This window comes from Pseudomonas sp. LB1P83, from assembly GCF_054897885.1.
In genome coordinates this window covers 4,772,353-4,791,411 of the sequence record NZ_CM142709.1, presented here as the reverse complement: position 1 = coordinate 4,791,411, position 19,059 = coordinate 4,772,353, and the positions used below count along the sequence as shown (strand labels likewise).

The 19,059-nt window shown below is 60.3% G+C and carries 18 protein-coding genes; 11 read left to right on the top strand and 7 right to left on the bottom strand.

What is annotated here, in order from left to right; all coding sequences use genetic code 11:
• Positions 1-219 precede the first annotated feature (219 nt).
• Positions 220-1,404, bottom strand: a complete 1,185-nt coding sequence (gene pobA / locus ACYZTY_RS21925; protein ID WP_461959374.1) for a 4-hydroxybenzoate 3-monooxygenase — start codon at positions 1,402-1,404, stop codon at positions 220-222.
• Positions 1,405-1,592: 188 nt separating this feature from the next.
• Here pobA and ACYZTY_RS21920 point away from each other — a divergent pair, with 188 nt between their 5' ends.
• The gene (locus ACYZTY_RS21920) at positions 1,593-2,489 is read left to right on the top strand and encodes a helix-turn-helix domain-containing protein (RefSeq protein ID WP_461955446.1); all 897 of its coding nucleotides are present in this window, start codon (positions 1,593-1,595) and stop codon (positions 2,487-2,489) included.
• Positions 2,490-2,498: 9 nt separating this feature from the next.
• Here the strand turns inward: ACYZTY_RS21920 and ACYZTY_RS21915 are convergent, their stop codons facing one another.
• Together ACYZTY_RS21915 and ACYZTY_RS21910 are read right to left on the bottom strand one after the other, a co-directional pair.
• A complete protein-coding gene (locus ACYZTY_RS21915) occupies positions 2,499-2,675 on the bottom strand; it encodes a hypothetical protein (RefSeq protein ID WP_167362940.1) in 177 nt (58 codons plus the stop codon).
• A 774-nt stretch (positions 2,676-3,449) separates the two neighbouring features.
• Positions 3,450-4,355: a LysR family transcriptional regulator gene (locus ACYZTY_RS21910; RefSeq protein ID WP_461955445.1), complete on the bottom strand. Its 906-nt coding sequence runs from the start codon at positions 4,353-4,355 to the stop codon at positions 3,450-3,452.
• Between the two features lie 114 nt (positions 4,356-4,469).
• On the opposite strand from ACYZTY_RS21910, the gene ACYZTY_RS21905 reads away from it, so the two are divergent.
• Both ACYZTY_RS21905 and ACYZTY_RS21900 read left to right on the top strand, forming a co-directional pair.
• Complete coding sequence (locus ACYZTY_RS21905) at positions 4,470-5,351, top strand: MBL fold metallo-hydrolase (protein ID WP_461955444.1); 882 nt, start codon at positions 4,470-4,472, stop codon at positions 5,349-5,351.
• Positions 5,352-5,549: 198 nt separating this feature from the next.
• Positions 5,550-6,164 (top strand): NAD(P)-dependent oxidoreductase, encoded by a 615-nt coding sequence (locus ACYZTY_RS21900; protein ID WP_461955443.1) that lies wholly within the window; start codon positions 5,550-5,552, stop codon positions 6,162-6,164.
• A gap of 174 nt (positions 6,165-6,338) precedes the next feature.
• On the opposite strand, the gene ACYZTY_RS21895 is transcribed toward ACYZTY_RS21900, so the two are convergent.
• Positions 6,339-7,220, bottom strand: a complete 882-nt coding sequence (locus ACYZTY_RS21895) for a LysR substrate-binding domain-containing protein (protein ID WP_461955442.1) — start codon at positions 7,218-7,220, stop codon at positions 6,339-6,341.
• Positions 7,221-7,379: 159 nt separating this feature from the next.
• Here ACYZTY_RS21895 and ACYZTY_RS21890 point away from each other — a divergent pair, with 159 nt between their 5' ends.
• The 6 genes from ACYZTY_RS21890 (at position 7,380) to ACYZTY_RS21865 (ending at position 14,805) form a co-directional block, all read left to right on the top strand.
• Positions 7,380-9,017, top strand: coding sequence for a 5-guanidino-2-oxopentanoate decarboxylase (locus ACYZTY_RS21890; RefSeq protein WP_461955441.1), 1,638 nt, complete (start codon positions 7,380-7,382; stop codon positions 9,015-9,017).
• A complete protein-coding gene (locus ACYZTY_RS21885; protein ID WP_461955440.1) occupies positions 9,014-10,462 on the top strand; it encodes an aldehyde dehydrogenase family protein in 1,449 nt (482 codons plus the stop codon). Before ACYZTY_RS21890 ends, ACYZTY_RS21885 begins: the two co-directional genes overlap by 4 nt.
• Before the next feature lie 217 nt (positions 10,463-10,679).
• Entirely contained in the window at positions 10,680-11,783 is a 1,104-nt protein-coding gene (locus tag ACYZTY_RS21880; protein ID WP_131063254.1) for an extracellular solute-binding protein, read from the top strand.
• A gap of 194 nt (positions 11,784-11,977) precedes the next feature.
• The gene (locus ACYZTY_RS21875; RefSeq protein WP_461955439.1) at positions 11,978-12,886 is read left to right on the top strand and encodes an ABC transporter permease; all 909 of its coding nucleotides are present in this window, start codon (positions 11,978-11,980) and stop codon (positions 12,884-12,886) included.
• On the top strand, positions 12,883-13,731 hold the full coding sequence (locus tag ACYZTY_RS21870) for an ABC transporter permease (RefSeq protein WP_109634370.1): 849 nt from the start codon (positions 12,883-12,885) through the stop codon (positions 13,729-13,731). The genes ACYZTY_RS21875 and ACYZTY_RS21870 overlap by 4 nt, the downstream gene beginning before the upstream one ends.
• An 18-nt stretch (positions 13,732-13,749) precedes the next feature.
• Positions 13,750-14,805, top strand: coding sequence for an ABC transporter ATP-binding protein (locus ACYZTY_RS21865; RefSeq protein ID WP_461955438.1), 1,056 nt, complete (start codon positions 13,750-13,752; stop codon positions 14,803-14,805).
• A gap of 151 nt (positions 14,806-14,956) precedes the next feature.
• Here ACYZTY_RS21865 and ACYZTY_RS21860 read toward each other — a convergent pair whose 3' ends face one another.
• On the bottom strand, positions 14,957-15,886 hold the full coding sequence (locus ACYZTY_RS21860; RefSeq protein ID WP_461955437.1) for an AraC family transcriptional regulator: 930 nt from the start codon (positions 15,884-15,886) through the stop codon (positions 14,957-14,959).
• Positions 15,887-16,221: 335 nt separating this feature from the next.
• Here ACYZTY_RS21860 and ACYZTY_RS21855 point away from each other — a divergent pair, with 335 nt between their 5' ends.
• Both ACYZTY_RS21855 and ACYZTY_RS21850 read left to right on the top strand, forming a co-directional pair.
• Positions 16,222-16,575 carry a putative quinol monooxygenase gene (locus tag ACYZTY_RS21855; RefSeq protein ID WP_461955436.1) on the top strand — a complete coding sequence of 118 codons (354 nt, stop codon included), beginning with the start codon at positions 16,222-16,224 and terminating at the stop codon, positions 16,573-16,575.
• Positions 16,576-16,616: 41 nt separating this feature from the next.
• On the top strand, positions 16,617-16,847 hold the full coding sequence (locus tag ACYZTY_RS21850; protein ID WP_461955435.1) for a hypothetical protein: 231 nt from the start codon (positions 16,617-16,619) through the stop codon (positions 16,845-16,847).
• Here ACYZTY_RS21850 and ACYZTY_RS21845 read toward each other — a convergent pair whose 3' ends face one another.
• A complete protein-coding gene (locus ACYZTY_RS21845; RefSeq protein WP_461955434.1) occupies positions 16,848-17,477 on the bottom strand; it encodes a flavin reductase family protein in 630 nt (209 codons plus the stop codon).
• Between the two features lie 261 nt (positions 17,478-17,738).
• Entirely contained in the window at positions 17,739-19,058 is a 1,320-nt protein-coding gene (locus ACYZTY_RS21840) for an MFS transporter (RefSeq protein WP_461955433.1), read from the bottom strand.
• Position 19,059 lies beyond the last annotated feature (1 nt).

Here is a 19,059-nt window from a genome sequence, read left to right as displayed (position 1 = left end):
GAAGTCCGAAGGTAAGGGTTGTTTCCTTGCCGAGGACTTCAACGCAGCATGGCCCGCTTTCAGGCGACAACCCGAAGGGCCGGGCGTGCTGTTGCGCAGGGCTGCGTTGCTCGGAGCTTATTTGGAATGACCAAACCGCGCTCCTCGCGCCTTGCCCTGCGCAACAGCACACCCGGCGCGACGCGGGAAATAATGGATGACACGCCCTCGGGTAGCAGGCTATTCGATAGCCTCATAAGGAAGCCCGACGTAATTTTCTGCAATGGTTTTTCGACCCGCTTCGGAGTGGACGAAGTAGTCCAGCTCCGACTCGCTGATGCGCTGACTGAAGGCGTCGTGATCATCGAAACGGTGCAGCATCGAGGTCATCCACCACGAAAATCGTTCGGCTTTCCAGATCCGGCGCAGGCAGATTTCGGAGTACTTTTCCAGCAAATCCAGACGCCCCTCACGGTAAACCTTCAGCAAAATCGTGAACAAGGTGCTGACGTCGCTGGCCGCCAGGTTCAGGCCTTTGGCGCCGGTAGGCGGAACAATGTGCGCCGCGTCGCCGACCAGAAACATGCGCCCGTACTGCATCGGTTCGACCACAAAACTGCGCAGCGGCGCGATGCTCTTTTCGATAGACGGCCCGGTCACCAGCGATTCGGCTAACGCCGCGGGCAGACGCGATTTGAGCTCGTCCCAGAAGCGCTGATCCGACCAGTCCTCGACTTTCTCGTCCGCCGGCACCTGGAGGTAATAACGTGTACGGGTCGCCGAGCGCATGCTGCACAGGGCAAAACCACGCTCGTGGCGGGCGTAGACCAACTCCTCGTGGACCGGCGGCGTATCGGCGAGAATCCCGAGCCATCCAAACGGATAGACCCGTTCGAAGACCTTCAGGCATTCCGTGGGAATCGATTGCCGCGCCACACCATGGAAACCGTCGCACCCGACGATGTAGTCGCAATCGAGACGATACGTCTCGCCATCCTTCTCAAACGTCACGAATGGTTCTGCGGTTTTCATCCCGTGCGGTACGACGTTGGCGGCCTGGTAAATGGTCTGCGCGCCTGCCTCCCGACGAGCGGCCATCAGGTCGCGGGTGACTTCGGTCTGGCCATAGATCATCACGGTTTTGCCACCGGTCAGGGCTTGCAGATCGATGTGCACCCGGCGCCCGTCGAGGGCCAGTTCGAAACCGCCATGGACGAGCCCTTCGGCGTCCATGCGCTGACCCACCCCGGCCTGGCGCAACAGCTCTACCATGCCTTGTTCGAGGACACCGGCGCGGATCCGTCCGAGCACATAGTCGGGGGCCTGGCGTTCGAGGATCAGGGTGTCGATTCCGGCGTTATGCAGCAACTGGCCGAGCAGTAAACCGGCGGGACCGGCGCCAATGATGGCGATTTGGGTTTTCAGCATTTTCATTGTTTTTATGACTCGCAAGCTTCACGCGGCCACGGCCGGTGAATGATTTTTATGGATCGAGTGCTTGCATTTTTCCCTTGCGGGTCTGTCAATTGAAGGTGAAAACTGAGCCGATACCTGTACATTCTGCCAATCGGTGCGATTATCGCCCGTAAACCCCTGAGGCCTGGATTGAAGTGATGAACAAGCCTGACCTGCCTTCGATTCCAGTGTTCAAGCTCTACGGTGAAAGCCTGGATTGGCCGACCCCCGACTTGCTGCACTGTGAAACCATTTCCAAACGCAGCCGCGAACACCAATGGGAAATCAAACCCCACCGTCACGCTGATTTATGCCAGTTGCTCTTCGTATTCAAAGGTCAGGCAGAGCTTGAAATCGAAGGCAAACAGACGCAACTGACTGAACCGGCCATCCTGATCCTGCCGCCGTTATCGGTGCATGGTTACCGGTTTTCCGAGGACGTCGAAGGGTTCGTCGTGACCCTCGCCGCGCCGTTGGTTGCCCATCTTCAGGCGCAACTGGGCAACTCGGTGAACACCCTGTCCCAGGCCGAAAGTTACCCGGCGGGCAAGGAAAGCGACTACCTCAACAGTCTGTTTTCGGCGCTACAGGACGAATACACCGGCCACCAGCCCGCGCGCGAGATGCTCATGCATTCGCTGGTCAGCGTGATCATGGTGTGGGTCAGCCGTCAGGTGATTTCGCGCCGCAACGCCAGTCAGCGTCCGCAACGGGCTCGGGAATACCTCAATGGTTTTATCCAGCTGGTCGAAGAGACCTACCGCCAGCACGTCAAGGTCGAGGACCTGGCGCATCGGCTGGGGATTTCCGTGTCCCACCTCAATGGCACCTGCCGTGAACTGGCGGGGCAACCGGCGTTGCAGATCATGCATGAGCGCCAATTGCTGGAGGCCAAGCGCTTGCTGACCTACACCAGCATGACCATTTACGAAATGTCCGACGTGTTGGGGTTTTCCGATCCGACCAACTTCACGCGCCTGTTCCGACGCCGGGTGGGGATCTCGCCCAAGGCTTTCCGCGACCGCTTGAAGGCCGATCAGGACAACGAGGCCTGAGCGCCTTCGTTACCGAAGGGCGTTGAGGGTCGCGTTGTGGGGAATGCAGCGCTCGAAGTTACAGCTCGCGTAATCGCGGGGCAGTTGTCGCAGCTGCTCGACACGCCAGGCGGCAGTGCCATACAGCGCCAGCGTCGCCGCGCAGGTGATGAAAATGGCGAGGTATCTTCTTGTTTTGATGTTCATGGCGTTGACCTCTGAACGAATACCCTTCGGTACTCCTTTCAGCATAGGTCAGCGCGGGTGAGTTGCCAGTAACACATCCTGCGTATGTACCTCGACATTCAGAACACTGATATCCCCCTGTGGGAGCGGCGGTGCGACGATTCGACTTGCTCGCGAAGAGGCCGTGCCAGTCGACATCACTGTTGAATGACAAACCGCTATCGCGAGCAGGCTCACTCCCACCAGGGATTGGTGTCGAACACAAAAGCTGCGGTATCCCCAATCAAACTGTGGGAGTGAGCCTGCTCGCGATAGCGGAGTTTCAGGCAACAGTGATGTTGAATGTCAGACCATCATCGCGAGCAGGCTCACTCCCACCAGGGATTGGTGTCGAACACAAAAGCTGCGGTATCCCCAATCAAACTGTGGGAGTGAGCCTGCTCGCGATAGCGGAGTGTCAGGCAACAGTGATGTTGAATGTCAGACCATCATCGCGAGCAGGCTCACTCCCACCAGGGATTGGTGTCGAACACAAAAGCTGCGGTATCCCCAATCAAACTGTGGGAGTGAGCCTGCTCGCGATAGCGGAGTGTCAGGCAACAGTGATGTTGAATGTCAGACCATCATCGCGAGCAGGCTCACTCCCACCAGGGATTGGTGTCGAACACAAAAGCTGCGGTATCCCCAATCAAACTGTGGGAGTGAGCCTGCTCGCGATAGCGGAGTGTCAGGCAACAGTGATGTTGAATGTCAGACCGTCATCGCGAGCAGGCTCACTCCCACAGTTTGATGTGGTTACAGGCCGATATCCCACGCTGGTTCTTCGGGAAATCTCAGCACCAGGAAATCCAGCATGCTGCGCAGCGCCGCCGGCATGTGCTTGCGTGAGGCGTACACCGCGTACACGCTCATCTGCCGTGGCTCGGCCTGGGGTAGCAGGCGAATCAGCTCGCCACTGTGGATATGCACACCGGCCTGATAACTGGGCAGCATCGCCACGCCCGCCCCGGCAATTGTTGCGCGCAGCAGGGTGCTGGCTTCATTGGCGCTGATATTGCCCTGCACCGGCACCGACACCGGCTCGCCGTCCTCCTCGAAATGCCAGAGGCTTTTGCCGAAGTAGGAGTGGGTCAGGCAGTTGTGCTGGCTCAGGTCCTCGACCCGTAGCGGCGTCGGGTGTTCGCGCAGGTAAGCGGGGGAGGCGCAGATCACCGAGCGGCAGACCGTCAGCCGCCGGGCGATCAGGTTCGGGTCCAGGTCGTTGCTGGTGCGGATCGCCAGGTCGATGCGTTCATCCACCAGGTTCACGGTGCGGTCGAGCATCTGCATATCGATGCTGACACCGGGAAAGCGTTTGACGTAAGCCGCCATGGCATCCGCCAGTTGCGCCTGGCCGAACGAGGTGCTGACGCTGATGCGCAGCAGGCCGCGTGGCGCCTCGTCCGGCTCGCTGACAGCCGCTTGCATGTCGGTGGACAAGTCGAGCATCTGCCGACAGCGAGGCAGGATTTCGCTACCGGCGGCGGTCAGGCTCAATTTGCGCGTGGTGCGGTGCATCAGGCGTGCGCCGACCCAATCTTCCAGCTCTGCCAGATAACGCGAAACCACTGGCCGTGACAGGTCCAGATGATCGGCGGCGGCCGATTGGCTGCCGAGGTCGACCACCGAGACGAACACCCTCATTGCTTGTAGACGATCCATGATTTGCCCGCTTTCAGAAACAAACTATGTTCAAGCATCGCATTTTTTGTACTGAGTCAGGCAACTAAGCTCTGTCCCATCGCCAAACACGGCATTCGGACCACGGAGCAACAGATGATCGGCTTCACCTCTCTCAAGCGCATTTTGCTGGCCACCGCCACCCTCGGCTTCGCGGCCCACGCCGCGGCGGCATCGACCCTGACCCTGGACGTTTACAACCCGGGCGACAAAGCGATCTTCCCGGTGACCTCGGTTCTGGTCAGCGGCGAGAAAGAAGCGATTCTGGTGGACGCGCAATTCGGCAAATCCCAGGCCGAGCAGGTGGTCGAAAAGATCCGCGCCAGCGGCAAGCAACTGACCACCATCTACATCAGCCACGGTGACCCGGATTACTACTTCGGCCTCGACACCCTGACCGCCGCATTCCCGAACGCCAAAGTGCTCGCCTCGCAGCCAACCGTTGATCACATCAAGCACACCGTCGACGGCAAACTGGCGTTCTGGGGGCCGAAGATGGGTGACGACGTGCCGGCCAAAACCATCGTGCCAGGCGTACTCAAGGGCGACAGCCTGATGCTCGAAGGGCAGAAGTTGCAGGTGGTGGGCCTGGACGGCAAGCAGCCTGACCGGACCTTTGTGTGGATCCCGTCGATCAAGGCTGTCGTGGGTGGTGTGGTCGTCGCAGAAAACATCCACGTGTGGATGGCCGACACCCAAACCGCCCAATCCCACGCCGATTGGTTGACTACGCTGCACTCCATCGAAACCCTGAAACCGAAAACCATCGTGCCGGGTCATTACCTGGGTCAGAGCGCCCGTTCGCTGGCCGCCGTGCAGTTCACCGCCGATTACATCAGGGCCTTCGACGAAGAAACCGCCAAGGCCAAAGACTCAGCCGCGCTGATCGCTGCCATGAAAAAACGCTTCCCGGCAGTGGGCGAAGTGAGCTCGCTGGAACTGAGCGCCAAAGTCGCCAAGGGCGAGATGAAGTGGTAACCGGATTTATTGACTGAGGAGACCTTGTGGCGAGGGAGCTTGCTCCCGCCGGAGTGCGAAGCGCTCCCCCGCAGTGTGTCAGCCACAGCACATTCTCAGGTTAACTGCTGCGCAGCCGAGCGGGAGCAAGCTCCCTCGCCACAATGATGGGTGCCAAACGAGTCAATACGCTTACCCCCAAGCCAACTGGAGAACATCATGAGCAAAATCGCAATCATCGGTGCCACCGGCCGTGCCGGCAGCCAACTGCTGGAGGAAGCCCTGCGTCGTGGTCACAGCGTCACGGCCATCGCCCGGGACACGTCGAAGATCGGCCCGCGTGCGGGTGTGGTCACCAGGAATGTTGATGCCCTGGATGCCGAAGCGTTGCAATCCGCCGTCGAAGGCCATGACGTGGTGATCAGTGCGGCGCACTTCGCGACCCTTCCTGCCAGCGCCGTCGTCGGGCCGGTGAAAAAGGCCGGGGTGAAACGTTTGCTGGTGGTGGGCGGTGCGGGTTCTCTGTTGCTGCCGGATGGCACTCGCGTCATCGACAGCAAGGACTTTCCGGAGGCGTACAAGGCTGAGGCCAGTGCCGGAGCTTTGTTTCTGGAGAACCTGCGTCAGGAAAAGGATCTGGACTGGACCTTTCTGTCGCCGTCGGCAGAGTTTGTCGAAGGTGAGCGCACGAGCTCGTTTCGCGTTGGGAAGGATGATTTGCTGGTGAGCAGTGCAGGGCGGAGCTGGATCACGTTCGCCGATTATGCGATTGCGATGCTCGATGAAATCGAAGCGCCGAAGCATTCGCGGCAGCGGTTCACAGTCGGATACTGATCCCCGCAACACCACAAACTTGTAGCAGCTGGCGAAGCCTGCGTTCGGCTGCGCAGCAGTCGTAAACCCTGTATCCACGGTTTTCCTGGCACACCGCGGTGTATGGTTTTACGACTGCTGCGCAGCCGAACGCAGGCTTCGCCAGCTGCTACAGGGTGCAATTCTGCGCAAGGCTCAGCGCGCCTGAGCCTGCTCCACCAACCACCCCATCAGCTCGCGCAACTTCGGCGAAGGGCCGGGTTTTTCCGGGAACACCAGGTAATACGCCAACCCCGTCTTCACCTTCAATTCAAACGGCATGACCAGCCGCCCGGCGCTCAGGTCGTCGCCAATCAACGACCAATCCCCAATTGCCACACCGGTCCCTTGGGATGCCATCGACATCGCCAGGTCCAGGGTTTCGAAATGCTGGCCCTTGCCGACATTGCTCAAGCGAACATCGGCGCTGGCCAGCCAGGCTTTCCAGTCGCGTTCGTCGCGGGTCGGGTGCAACAGCATGTGTTGTTCCAGATCTTCCGGCGCCTGCAACGGCACCGGTCCTTCGAGATACGGCCGGGAGCAGACCGGCGTCAGTTGCTCATCGAACAGCCGATGGGACGTCAGTGACGTCTGCGGTGGTACGCCATAGATCACCGCCGCATCGAACTGCTCGCGATGAAAATCCACGCCGTGTTTCACCGTGGTGGTCAGTTCCACCGGCACATCCGGGCGCTCCCTTTGCCACTGCACCAGGCGCGGCAACAACCAGCGCATCACGCACGTGGGTGCCTTGAGTTGCAGGGTTTTGCGCTTCTCGCCGATCTGCTCGACCGCCTCGTCGATCAAGCCGAAAATCTGCTGGACCCGTGGCAGCCACTCCCGCCCTTCGGCGGTCAGGTCGAGGCCGCGGGCCTGGCGGATAAACAGTTCATAACCCAGATGTTCTTCCAGCCCGGCGATCTGCCGACTCACCGCGCCTTGGGTGATGTACAGCTGTTCGGCCGCCCGCGTGAAGTTGCAGCACTGCGCGGTGATCAGAAAAGTGTGCAGCGCCGGCAGGGGAGGCAATCGTTTCATGGGGATCCAAGGTATGACGTGAGGACATGGCTAGTATGACTTTTTATCCATTGTTGCGGCTACGTGTCGCCCGTTCCAATGAGGCCATCCCTGGACCTGCCCACGCATCATAAACACTGCGCAGGCCCGGCGTCTCAAACGAACAAAAAGGGCAAAGACATGGCGACGTGCGGCGAAGTATTGGTCAAGTTACTCGAAGATTACGGTGTCGAGCAGGTGTTCGGCATTCCCGGGGTTCATACCGTGGAGCTGTATCGCGGGCTGGCCCGTTCGAGCATCAACCACGTCACGCCGCGTCACGAACAGGGTGCCGGTTTCATGGCCGACGGTTATGCGCGTACCAGCGGCAAGCCGGGTGTGTGCTTCATCATCACTGGCCCCGGCATGACCAACATCACCACCGCCATGGGCCAGGCCTACGCCGACTCGATCCCGATGCTGGTGATCTCCAGCGTGCAATCGCGCAGCCAGTTGGGCGGCGGTCGCGGCAAGCTCCACGAGCTGCCGAACCAGAGCGCTTTGGTCGGCGGTGTGGCAGCGTTCTCCCACACCTTGATGTCGGCGGCTGAATTGCCGGGCGTGCTGGCGCGTGCATTTGCGCTGTTCCAGGCCGGTCGTCCGCGTCCTGTGCACATCGAAATTCCGCTGGATGTTCTGGTTGAAGAAGCTGACGACTTGCTCGCCAGCCTTCCAGTCAACATCGACCGTGCCGGCGCCTCGCCGAGTGCGATCAGCCGCATGACCGCGCTGCTGGCCGGTGCCAAACGCCCACTGATTCTGGCCGGTGGCGGTGCCATCGATGCGGCCGCCGAGCTGACTGAACTGGCCGAACTGCTGGACGCGCCAGTGGCCCTGACCATCAATGCCAAAGGCATGCTCGAATCCAATCACCCGTTGTTGATCGGTTCGACCCAAAGCCTGGTCGCGACCCGCGCCTTGGTCGCCGAAGCCGATGTGGTATTGGCCATTGGCACCGAACTGGCCGAGACCGATTACGACGTCACGTTTGCCGGCGGCTTCGAGATTCCCGGCGTGTTGCTGCGTGTAGACATCGACCCCGACCAGACCGTGCGCAACTACCCGCCGAAAGTCGCTCTGGTGGCTGACTCGCGCAACGCCGCGCAAGCGTTGCTGAGCGAGCTGTCCAAGCACTCGCTGGCCGTGCGCCGCAACGACTGGGGCCAGGTCCGCGCTGCCCGTCTGCGCGAAGACCTCGCCGCCACTTGGGATGCGCCGACCCTGGCCCAGACCCGCTTCCTCGAAACCGTCCTGCACGAATTGCCGGACGCAGTCTTCGTCGGCGATTCGACCCAACCGGTGTACACCGGCAACCTGACCTTCAACCCGGAACGTCCGCGTCGCTGGTTCAACTCGTCCACCGGTTACGGCACCCTCGGTTACGCCTTGCCGGCAGCGATTGGCGCCTGGCTCGGCGGCAGCGTTGAAGGCGGCGTGCGTCCTCCGGTGGTGTGTCTGATCGGTGACGGCGGCCTGCAATTCACCCTGCCGGAACTGGCCAGCGCCGTTGAAGCGCGCACCCCGGTGATCGTCCTGCTGTGGAATAACCAGGGCTACGAAGAGATCAAGAAATACATGGTCAACCGCGCCATCGAGCCGGTGGGCGTGGACATCTACACCCCGGACTTCATCGGTGTGGCCAAGGCGCTGGGCTGTGCGGCCGAAGCGGTCAACGGAGTCGAGCAACTGCGCAACGCACTGCGTGCCGCCGCCGACCGTCAGGGTCCGACGCTGATTGAAATCGATCAGACTCAGTGGATGAAGGCGGTGTCGAAATGAACTTTCCGACGACTCTGGACGGCCTTTATATCAATGGCCAATGGTCGGCGGGCAACGAACATTTGCGGGTGATCAACCCGGCGACCGAAGCCCTGTTGACCACCGTAAATGGCGGCGATGAAAAAGCCGTCGATCAAGCGGTCACCGCCGCCACCAAGGCTTTCGGCGACTGGTCGAAAACCACCGGTGCCGAACGCGGCGCGATCCTGCGCCAGATCGCTGCGGGCGTTCAGGCCGGGCGTGAACACCTGATGAAGTTGCAGTCGAGCAACAACGGCAAGCCGCTGTTCGAAGCCGCCATCGACGTCGATGACGTGATCGCCACGTTCGAGTATTACGCAGGTCTGGCCGAAGGCCTCGATGCCAAACAAGACAGCAACGTCGAGCTGCCCACCGACGATTTCAGCGCTCGTGTGCGCCGTGAACCGTGCGGTGTGGTCGGCCTGATCGTGCCGTGGAATTTCCCGATGGTCACCACCGCCTGGAAACTCGCCCCGGCCCTGGCGGCTGGTTGCTGCGTGGTGCTCAAGCCTTCCGAAGTCACGCCGCTGCCAGAGCTGGAACTGGCCGCGATCATCGCCGAAGCAGGCTTGCCCGCCGGTGTGTTCAACCTGGTTTGCGGCACAGGTCTGGCCGTCGGCGCACCGCTGTCGGCCGACCCTCGTATTGCCAAAATCTCCTTCACCGGCAGCAACGCGGTCGGTGTGCAGGTCATGCAACGGGCGGCGGAAACCGTCAAAGGCGTGAGCCTGGAGCTGGGCGGGAAATCCTCGCTGCTGGTACTTAAGGACGTCGACATCGGACTGGCCGTGGAAGTGGCCTGTGGCGGCGGTTTCTTCAACGCCGGGCAGATGTGTTCGGCCACCAGCCGCGTGCTGGTCGCTGATGAACTGGCGGATGAGTTCTTATCAAAGTTGAAAATCCGCGCCGAAGCCATTCGCGTCGCCGACCCGTTCGACCCGGACGTCGAAATGGGCGCACTGGTCAATCAAGCGCAATACCAGCGGGTGCTGGGCCACATCGATCATGGTTTGAGCGCGGGCGCCAAGTTGATCTGCGGCGGCAACCGTCCGGCAGACCTGTCGCGCGGTTATTTTTTGCAGCCGACGATTTTCACCGAAGTGCCCCTCGACAGTGCGTTGTGGTGTGAAGAGATTTTCGGGCCAGTGATTTGCGTGCGCAGTTTTGCCTCTGAAGCCGAGGCGATTGCCTTGGCCAACGACAGCCAGTTCGGTCTGGTGGCCAGCGTGGTTACGCGCGACGTGGAGGCGGCGGATCGCGTCGCCAACGCTTTGCAGGCGGGGCTCGTGTGGATCAACGCGCCGCAGGTGATCTTTCCGCAGACCGCCTGGGGTGGCTACAAACAGAGCAGCATCGGCCGCGAATTGGGGCCGTGGGGTTTGCAGGCTTTCCAGGAAATCAAACACGTGATTCGAGCGGTCTGACGGCTCGAAAAGGGTCAGCGCATGCCTCGCGATGAGGCATGCGCTGGCGTCATGGCTTCAATGAGTTTTTATCGATAGTCAGGTGTTTTACACGACTTCAGGATGAACCCGCTGGTTCAGCCAAACCCCCGAAAATACGAGGGATAACGCTGATCCGGGCGCGCGGATGCAACAGTTTCGACCTGCCTTATACCTACAAAAACAAAGGGAGTCCGTAATGGGCGAGCATGATCTGAACAGACGTCAATTCATCAAAACCGTGGGCGTGGCCTCGGTGGCAGCGGCGGCCATGAGCTTGCCCTTCGTCAAGGCCAATGCCAGCGACACGCGCTTCCAGGGCAAGACCCTGCGCTTGCTGACCTGGTCCGATGACACGGGCCTGGCCGCATTGCGCAACATCGCGGCAACCTTCGAAGACAAGTACGGCTGCAAGGTCATCGCTGACCGCACCGGCAGTACGTCGGAAATGGTTGCGAAACTCAAGGCAGCGGGTGATCGTCCGCAGTACGACATCATCACCCTGGCCGGCGTCGGCGCTGAAGGTCTGGCCGCGGCCAACCTGCTGGAAAAACCCGACCTCAACCGCATTCCCAACCTGGTCGACGTACCAGAGAAATACCGCACCGGCGCCAATGGCCACGGTATCGGTTACCTGCTCTGGTGCAACAGCCTGGTCTACAGCACCCGCACCATCAAGGAAGCACCGGACAGTTACGCCGCCCTGTGGGACGCCGAGCTGTCGCCGAACATCTTCCTGCCGCCGCCGAACTGGACCGAAGCGATGGACCTGATCATCATCGCCGCCAAACTGGCCGGTGGTGACGAGCACAACATCGAGCCAGGCTTCAAGAAACTCGCCGAGCTGAAAGATCGCGTGGTGACCCTGGGTGAAAACCCGAACCAGATCGCCGAACTGTTCCGCACCGGTTCCCTGGACATGGGCGGCCTGTACGCACCGGCCTTCTTCCCGAAACAGATTCGCGATCCGGCCTACGGTCTGGGCGCCACGTTCGGCATGAAGGAAGGTTTTTACACCGACCTGATGCTTTCGGTGATGCCGAAGAATCGTCCGGGCGATACCGACCTGGTCTACGCCTTCATCAACCACTCTCTGGACCCGCTGGTGCAGGGCAAGATGGCTGAGGATATTTACAACGGCCCGGTCAACGCCAAGGCGATCATCTCCGCCGAAGCGCGCAAGAGCCCGTACATCCTCACGCCGGAGCAGATTGCCGAAAAGGCGATCATGCACGACAACGCCTTCCTGGCCTCCGTGCATGACCAATGGATTCGTCGTTACACGGAAATCTTTTCTTCCTGATCGAGTGGCGAACACAAGATCTTCAAACCACTGAAGATCCCTGTAGGAGTGAGCCTGCTCGCGATTGCGCACTGACATTCAACTTCGATGTCGGCTGACAGATCGCCATCGCGAGCAGGCTCACTCCTACAAGGGGCCAGTGTGGTTTTGAGGCTTGTGTACGCCAGCTGCTTTCCATTGACGAGACCCTTGCTATGGAACACCAACCTTTGACTCATCCGGTCGCCGCCGCTCCATCGCGCGCTAACCGGGGTGTTTCGCCGACGGCGCGTGCCTGGTTTTTCCTCTCGCCGTCGATGCTGTTTCTGGGCGTGCTGATTGCCGCCAGTCTGCTGGTCCTGCGCATGAGCGTGGGCACCAAAGGCGCGGAATGGACCGGGTTCAGCCTGGCCAGTTACGCCCAATTGCTCGAACCCTATTACCTCAAGTCCTTGCTGCTGACCCTGCGCCTGGCGCTGATCAGCGCGGTGATCGCGGTGGTGCTGGCGATTCCTGTGGCCTACACCATGTCGCGGCTGACCTCACCGTTCGTGCGACGGATCTTCCTCGCCGCCGTGCTGTTGCCATTGCTGGTCAACCTGCTGCTGCAAAGCTACGGCTGGCTGGTGATTCTCGGCCCGGGCGGGATGCTCAATCAGGCGCTGATGGGCCTGGGCCTGATCAAGCGTCCGATCATGCTGCTCTACAACCAGAACGGCGTACTGATGGGCCTGGTGCAAACCGCGTTCCCGTTGGCCGTGCTGCCGATTGCCAGCGCCATGCGCGGCGTTGCGCGTACGTATGAAGAAGCCGCCGCCACCCTGGGCGCGAGTCGCTTTCAGGTGTTCCGCCAAGTGGTGCTGCCGATGAGCATGCCGGGGATCATCACCGGCGCGACGTTGGTGTTCGCCTACAACGCCAGCAGCTTCGTGGTGCCGTTGTTGCTCGGTGGCCGGCGCGTGCCGATGTTGGCGGTGATGGTGCATGACCAGATCGCCCCGCTGATGAACTGGCCCGCCGCGTCCGCTGCCGGCGTGGTGCTGATCGTCACCACCCTCGCGATCATGACCTTGTCCGAATTCATCACTGGCCGTCGTCGGCGCATGCTGGAGGCTTCGCAATGAGCACGTTGACCAAAAAGCGTTATGGCCTGCTGCCCGGCGAGACCGGCAAGTTTGCTGGCATCCTCTCGGGCTTCATCCTGCTGCTGGCGGTGTTGCCGATCCTGACCATGATTGTCATGTCGTTCAGCGGTGCGTCGAACCTCGACTTCCCGCCGAGCAGTTACAGCCTGCAATGGTACAAGGCGGCCTGGCACACCTTCGTGTCGCCGGATTCCAGCGATGTGCTGAGCCTGGGCAAAGCCATGACCACCAGCCTGATGGTGGCGTGCCTGACCATGATCTTCGCGACCATTGTCGCGGTGCCGGCGGCTTATGCGCTGACCCGTTGCGAATTCCGCGGCAAAGCCGTGGCGCTGCAATTGATGTCGCTGCCGCTGGTGTTTCCGATGGTGGTGTTGGGCCTGGCGTTGTTGCTGGTGTTCGACAGCCTGCCGTTCCAGATGACCACCTCGCGATTGGTGATTGCTCACGTGATTCTGGCGTTGCCGTTCGTGGTGAAAAACTGCACCGCGGCGATGCTCTCCATCGGCAGCGAAGTCGAAGAGGCCGCGCAAATGCTCGGTGCCTCACCGCTGCGGGCGATTATCGATGTGGTGGTGCCGTTGATGAAGTCGGGGATTCTGGCGGGCATGCTGCTGGCGTTCATCGTTTCGTTCAACGAATTCACCGTGACCTATTTCCTCTACACCATCGACGTCATGACCGTGCCGATCTGGATGTACAGCCGCACCGTGTCATCGCTCGACCCCACCGTATTTTCGTTTGCCGTGCTGATCGTGCTGATCGACTTCGTCCTGATCTGGGCGCTGGAGAAGCTGGTTGGTGAAGGTGGCGTTTCGTTCTGATTTCTTGAGGTGATTCATATGTCTGGTCTGATTCTGGAAAACGTCGAGAAACATTACGGCTCGGCCTGCGCGGTAAAGGATGTAAACCTGCATTTGCCGGAAGGCAAACTGGTGTGTTTCCTCGGCCCGTCGGGCTGCGGTAAAACCACCTTGCTACGGATGATCGCCGGGCTCGAAACCCTGAGCGGCGGCGAGATTCGCCTGGACGGTGAAGACATCGGCCACACGCCGGCGCATCAGCGCAATTTCGGCATGGTGTTCCAGTCCCTGGCGCTGTTTCCGCACATGACGGTGGGGGAGAACATCGCCTATCCGCTGAAACTGCGTGGCGTCAGCAAGGCTGATCAGCAGGCGCGGGTGGTGGAGTTGCTTGAGCTGATTCAACTGCAGGAAATGATTGATCGCCCGGTGGCCAAACTCTCCGGCGGTCAACGTCAGCGCGTGGCGATTGCCCGGGCGATTGCCAACCACCCGAAAATCCTGCTGCTGGATGAACCACTGTCAGCGCTGGACGCCAAGCTGCGCGAGTCGATGCAGGTGGAAATTCGCCAACTGCAACAGCGCCTGAACATCACCACCATTATGGTGACCCACGATCAGCGCGAAGCCATGACCATGGCCGACATCGTCGTGGTGCTGGGTGAGCATCGGGTGCAGCAAGTGGGCACGCCGATTGAAATCTACCGGCACCCGGCCAACGAATTTGTCGCGGATTTCATCGGCTCGGGCAACATCTTCCCGGCCACGGCGCTGGGCAACGGCAAGATTGGTTTGCCGGGTGGCGATGCGCTGGAAGTGCCGATCTGCAGCAGCATTGTGGTCGGTGAGAAAGTGAAAATGCTGATTCGTCCTGAGGACCTGCAACTGTCCCATCCGCAGGCGACGGCGGGGAACCGGTTGCTCGGCACGGTGACGTTTGTGCGTGATATCGGCGCGACGATTGAAACGACGGTGGAGTGTTCCGGGGTGTCGTTTACGGCGTTGAGTACGCCGTGTCAGGGGTTTGGGTTGAGCATTGGTAATCCGGTGTCGGTGACGTTGCCGGCCGAGGCTTGCCGCGTGCTCGGCGCCTGACTTTAGAGCCTGGCTGGATTTTCTGACCTCATCGCTGGCAAGCCAGCTCCCACAAGGTTCATGGGTGTTCACGTAATTTGTGATCACCCACAATCCCTGTGGGAGCTGGCTTGCCAGCGATGGCGTCATCCGCAACTCCACGGAATCCGGATCAGACAGACAACCGCAACCGCGCCAAATCCCGCAGCGGCGGCGCGCCGAACAGCCGGCTGTACTCCCGGCTGAATTGCGAAGGGCTTTCATACCCCACCCGATACCCCGCCGCCGAGGCTTCCAGCCCTTCGGCCAGCATCAATCGCCGCGCTTCCTGCAAGCGCAACTGCTTCTGATACTGCAACGGGCTCATCGCCGTCATCGCCTTGAACCGGTGATGCAACGTCGACACGCTCAGGTTCACTTCCTTCGCCAAGTCATCGATGCGCAGCGGTTGCTCATAATTGCCGTTGAGCCACTTGATTGCCTGGCTGATGCGGTGGCTCTGGCTATTGGCGATGGCAATTTCATACAGCCGATGCCCCTGCTGGCTGCGCAACAACCGATAAAGAATCTCCCGACGAATCAGCGGCGCGAGCATGGCGATGTCTTTCGGGGTATTGAGCAATCGAGCGAGACGCAGCACGGCGTCGAGCATTGCGGAGTCGATCCGTTCGACATACAAGCCGCGTCCCGTTGGTCGGGTCGGTACGCCGAGGGGGCCGGCGTCGGCAATCAGCGCAGTGATTTCTGTCGGGTCGATGTCTAGTCGCACCGCGAGAATCGGCTCTTCAGACGTGACATTCACCACTCGTCCGCTCAGGGGCATCGAGACCGACACCACCAGGTAATTCAGCGGGTCGTAATTGAAGTATTCGTCGGCCAGCCTGACCTCTTTGCGACCCTGCGCCATGATGCACAACGCAGGTTGGGCCAGCACCGGGGCAAAGTCATGGGACTTGCTGTGTTTGGACATGAACAGCGAACCGACGGCAGTCGCATAATTGCCATCGTCGGTGGTGTTGCGACGGATGATAGCGGCCAGTTCTGCGCGCTGTTTCTCCATGTCGGCATCCAGCGGGGCTTGAAAGTGATCGAGCGACGACATGCAAGGCATCCTCGGTGGTGCGTTGGTAATGGGGCGAGCTTAAGTTTGTGCAAGACGATGCGGTAGACACATCCTGCCTCAACCTTGCCTGATTCTGCACGGGGTGAATAAACGGCGCTTCTATGACAGGCCAGCCCAAGGGAAACTTGCTTGAAAGCCGTGTTTCATTGGCACGAGGACTTTTACAGGTTGTTACAGGTTTTGCGAAACGCCGCGCAGGATTGTGCAAAAAGCCGGCAGGAATCGACTAACCGCGCTTCCCTCGGCGCGCTTAACCTTTGATCCTGTCGCAGCCCGTCCCACGGCTGCCACTCGAGTACCTGGGAGGGTTGAACATGTCTACGCAGATCCCCGTCAGTCATATGGCGTTTGTTCGTGCCCGCGCCGGGCGTTCGGCGGAGCTCGGTGTGCGCCTGAGCGCCTTGATCGAGCCGTCCCGCAGCGCGCCGGGTTGCCTGAGCTTTTCCCTGCAGCATTCGCAATGCGATCCGGAATTGTGGCTGGTGTCCGGTTTCTGGACTCACCAGCAAGCGATGAACGCTTATTTCGGCACGCCAGCGATGGAGATTTTCGCCGAGCTGGTGCAGGAGCTGGTGGTCAACAGCCTGGATTTTCATACATTCATGGATGTATCGGCCGACCAGGCGCTGTGGCAGTCCCGGTCACGGGTACACAAAATGGCGGGTTGAGGGTTTAATGGCTCCATTCTTAATCAGCCAGGATCCGCGACATGGCACGTAAAGCCTTTGAAACCTTCGAAGCCGTATCCGCCGTTGTACCGGGCGAGGCTGGTTACCACGCCGCGATCGCCGTCAAAGCCATCGGTGGCACCGGTGCGCCACGTTTTCACAAAGTGCTTGAAGGGCAAATCTTCAAGACGGCCAACGAGGCTGATCTGGCCGCCGCCAAAGAGCTGACCCGCCTTAAAGACGTCAAAGAAGACGCCGACCTGCTCTGGTAATCACTTGACCGCCCCCGGGCGGAACATCTTGAACAATGCCTCTGGCCCCAGCTGAAAGTAATCCGCTGGCCCGCCGCCGCGCAGAATCGGTTCTGCCGCGGCGGTGTCGTACACCCCATCCTTCAACAGCCACTTGGCGATATGCACGGCGACCACTTCGCCGAGAATCAGCCAGCTCGGCACCACGTCCCCGTCCGCCCGCTGCAACTGAATGATTTGCGTGACCTTGCATTCGAAGGACACCGGGCTTTCAGCCACCCGTGGTACTTGAATGATTTTCGAAGCGACCGGGGTCAACCCGGACAGTTCGAACTCGTTGACCTCGGGCGCGACCATGGCGCAGCTCTGGTTCATCTGCTCGGCCAGTGGACGCGTGGCCAGGTTCCAGGCGAACTCACCGGTCTGCTCGATGTTGTTCAGGCTGTCTTTACGGCCGACGCTGGAAAACCCGATGATCGGCGGAATGTAGTTGAAGGCGTTGAAGAAACTGTAAGGCGCCAGGTTCAGGCGGCCGTTGGCGTCCTGGGAGGAAATCCAGCCGATGGGGCGAGGGCCGACGATGGCGTTGAACGGGTCATGCGGCAAGCCGTGGCCGTTGGCGGGTTCGTAGAAATGGATGTCGTCGGGCATGGAAAGGCTTTCCTGGGGCTTATTCGGAGATCGCGCCATAGTGCAAGGACGACCACCGAATTTCCAGTCGACTTAGTACCTGTAGGAGCGAGGCTTGCCCGCGAAAGCGGTGTATCAGTCAACCAAAGTGTTGAATGTGACGACGCCTTCGCGGGCAAGTCGGATCGCCGCACCGCTCGCTCCTACAGGGGACTGTGTGGATTCAATGAAAAAGGGGCAGACCCGTTAAGGTCTGCCCCTGTTTTTATTGCGCGGGCGGACTCAGTCCGTCTCGATCCGCGAATGCTTGCGGGTGTCTTTCATGGTGATGTACACCAGCAACGACACGGCAATACACGCCGTCACATACCAGTAGTAACCGGTTTCCATACCGATGCTCTTGAACCACAGCGCGATGTATTCAGCGGTGCCGCCGAAGATCGACACGGTCAGCGCGTACGGCAGGCCGACGCCCAGCGCACGAATCTCGGTCGGGAACAGTTCGGCTTTCACCACCGCGTTGATCGAGGTGTAGCCGCTGACGATGATCAGTGCCGCCATGATCAGGAAGAACGCGCCCCACCAGCTCTGAATCGTGTGCAGGGTGGTCAGGATCGGCACGGTGAACAGCGTCCCCAGAACACCGAAGGCAATCAGGATCGGACGACGACCGACTTTATCCGACAGCCCGCCGATGATCGGTTGCAGGCACATGAACAGGAACAGCGTGGCAGCGGAAATGGTGGTGGAGTCGGAGATGCTCATGCCGACGGTGTTCACCAGGTATTTCTGCATGTACGTGGTGTAGGTGTAGAACGCCAGGGTGCCGCCCATGGTCAGGCCGACCACGGTCATCAGTTCCTTGGGGTGGCGCATCAAGGTGCGCATCGCGCTTTCCTTGGCCTTCTCTTTCTTGGTGAACGACTCGGTTTCTTCCATGCCACGACGCAGGTACAGCGCGACCACGGCACACAGCGCGCCGATGGCGAACGGGATGCGCCAGCCCCAGGCGTACAGCTCTTCGGTGGTCAGCACTTGTTGCAGTACGATCAACACCGCCAACGCGATGAGCTGACCCGAAATCAGGGTCACGTACTGGAAGCTGGAGTAGAAGCCGCGACGTTCCTTGGTCGCCATTTCACTGAGGTATGTCGCCGAAGTGCCGTACTCGCCACCGACCGACAGGCCTTGCAGCAGGCGGGCGAAAATCAGCAGGATCGGTGCGCCAATGCCAATGGTTTCATAACCGGGGCTCAGGGCAATCAGCAGCGAGCCGAAACACATCAGGTACACCGAAGCCATCAGTGCTTTCTTGCGACCGGCCTTGTCGGCGTACAGGCCCATCAGCCAGCCACCGATCGGGCGCATCAGGAAGCCCACGGCGAAGATCGCGGCGGTGTTCAGCAGTTGTGCGGTGGTGTCGCCTTTGGGGAAAAAGGCCTTGGCGAAATACAGGGAGAAGGCAGCGTAGACGTACCAGTCGTACCACTCGACCATGTTGCCGACAGAGCCGCTGAAGATCGACTTGATGCGACTGGCGGTGGTTCTTTCTTTGGCGGGCACGGCAGCCGACCCAAGGGGCAGGGCGTTGGAGTTATCCATT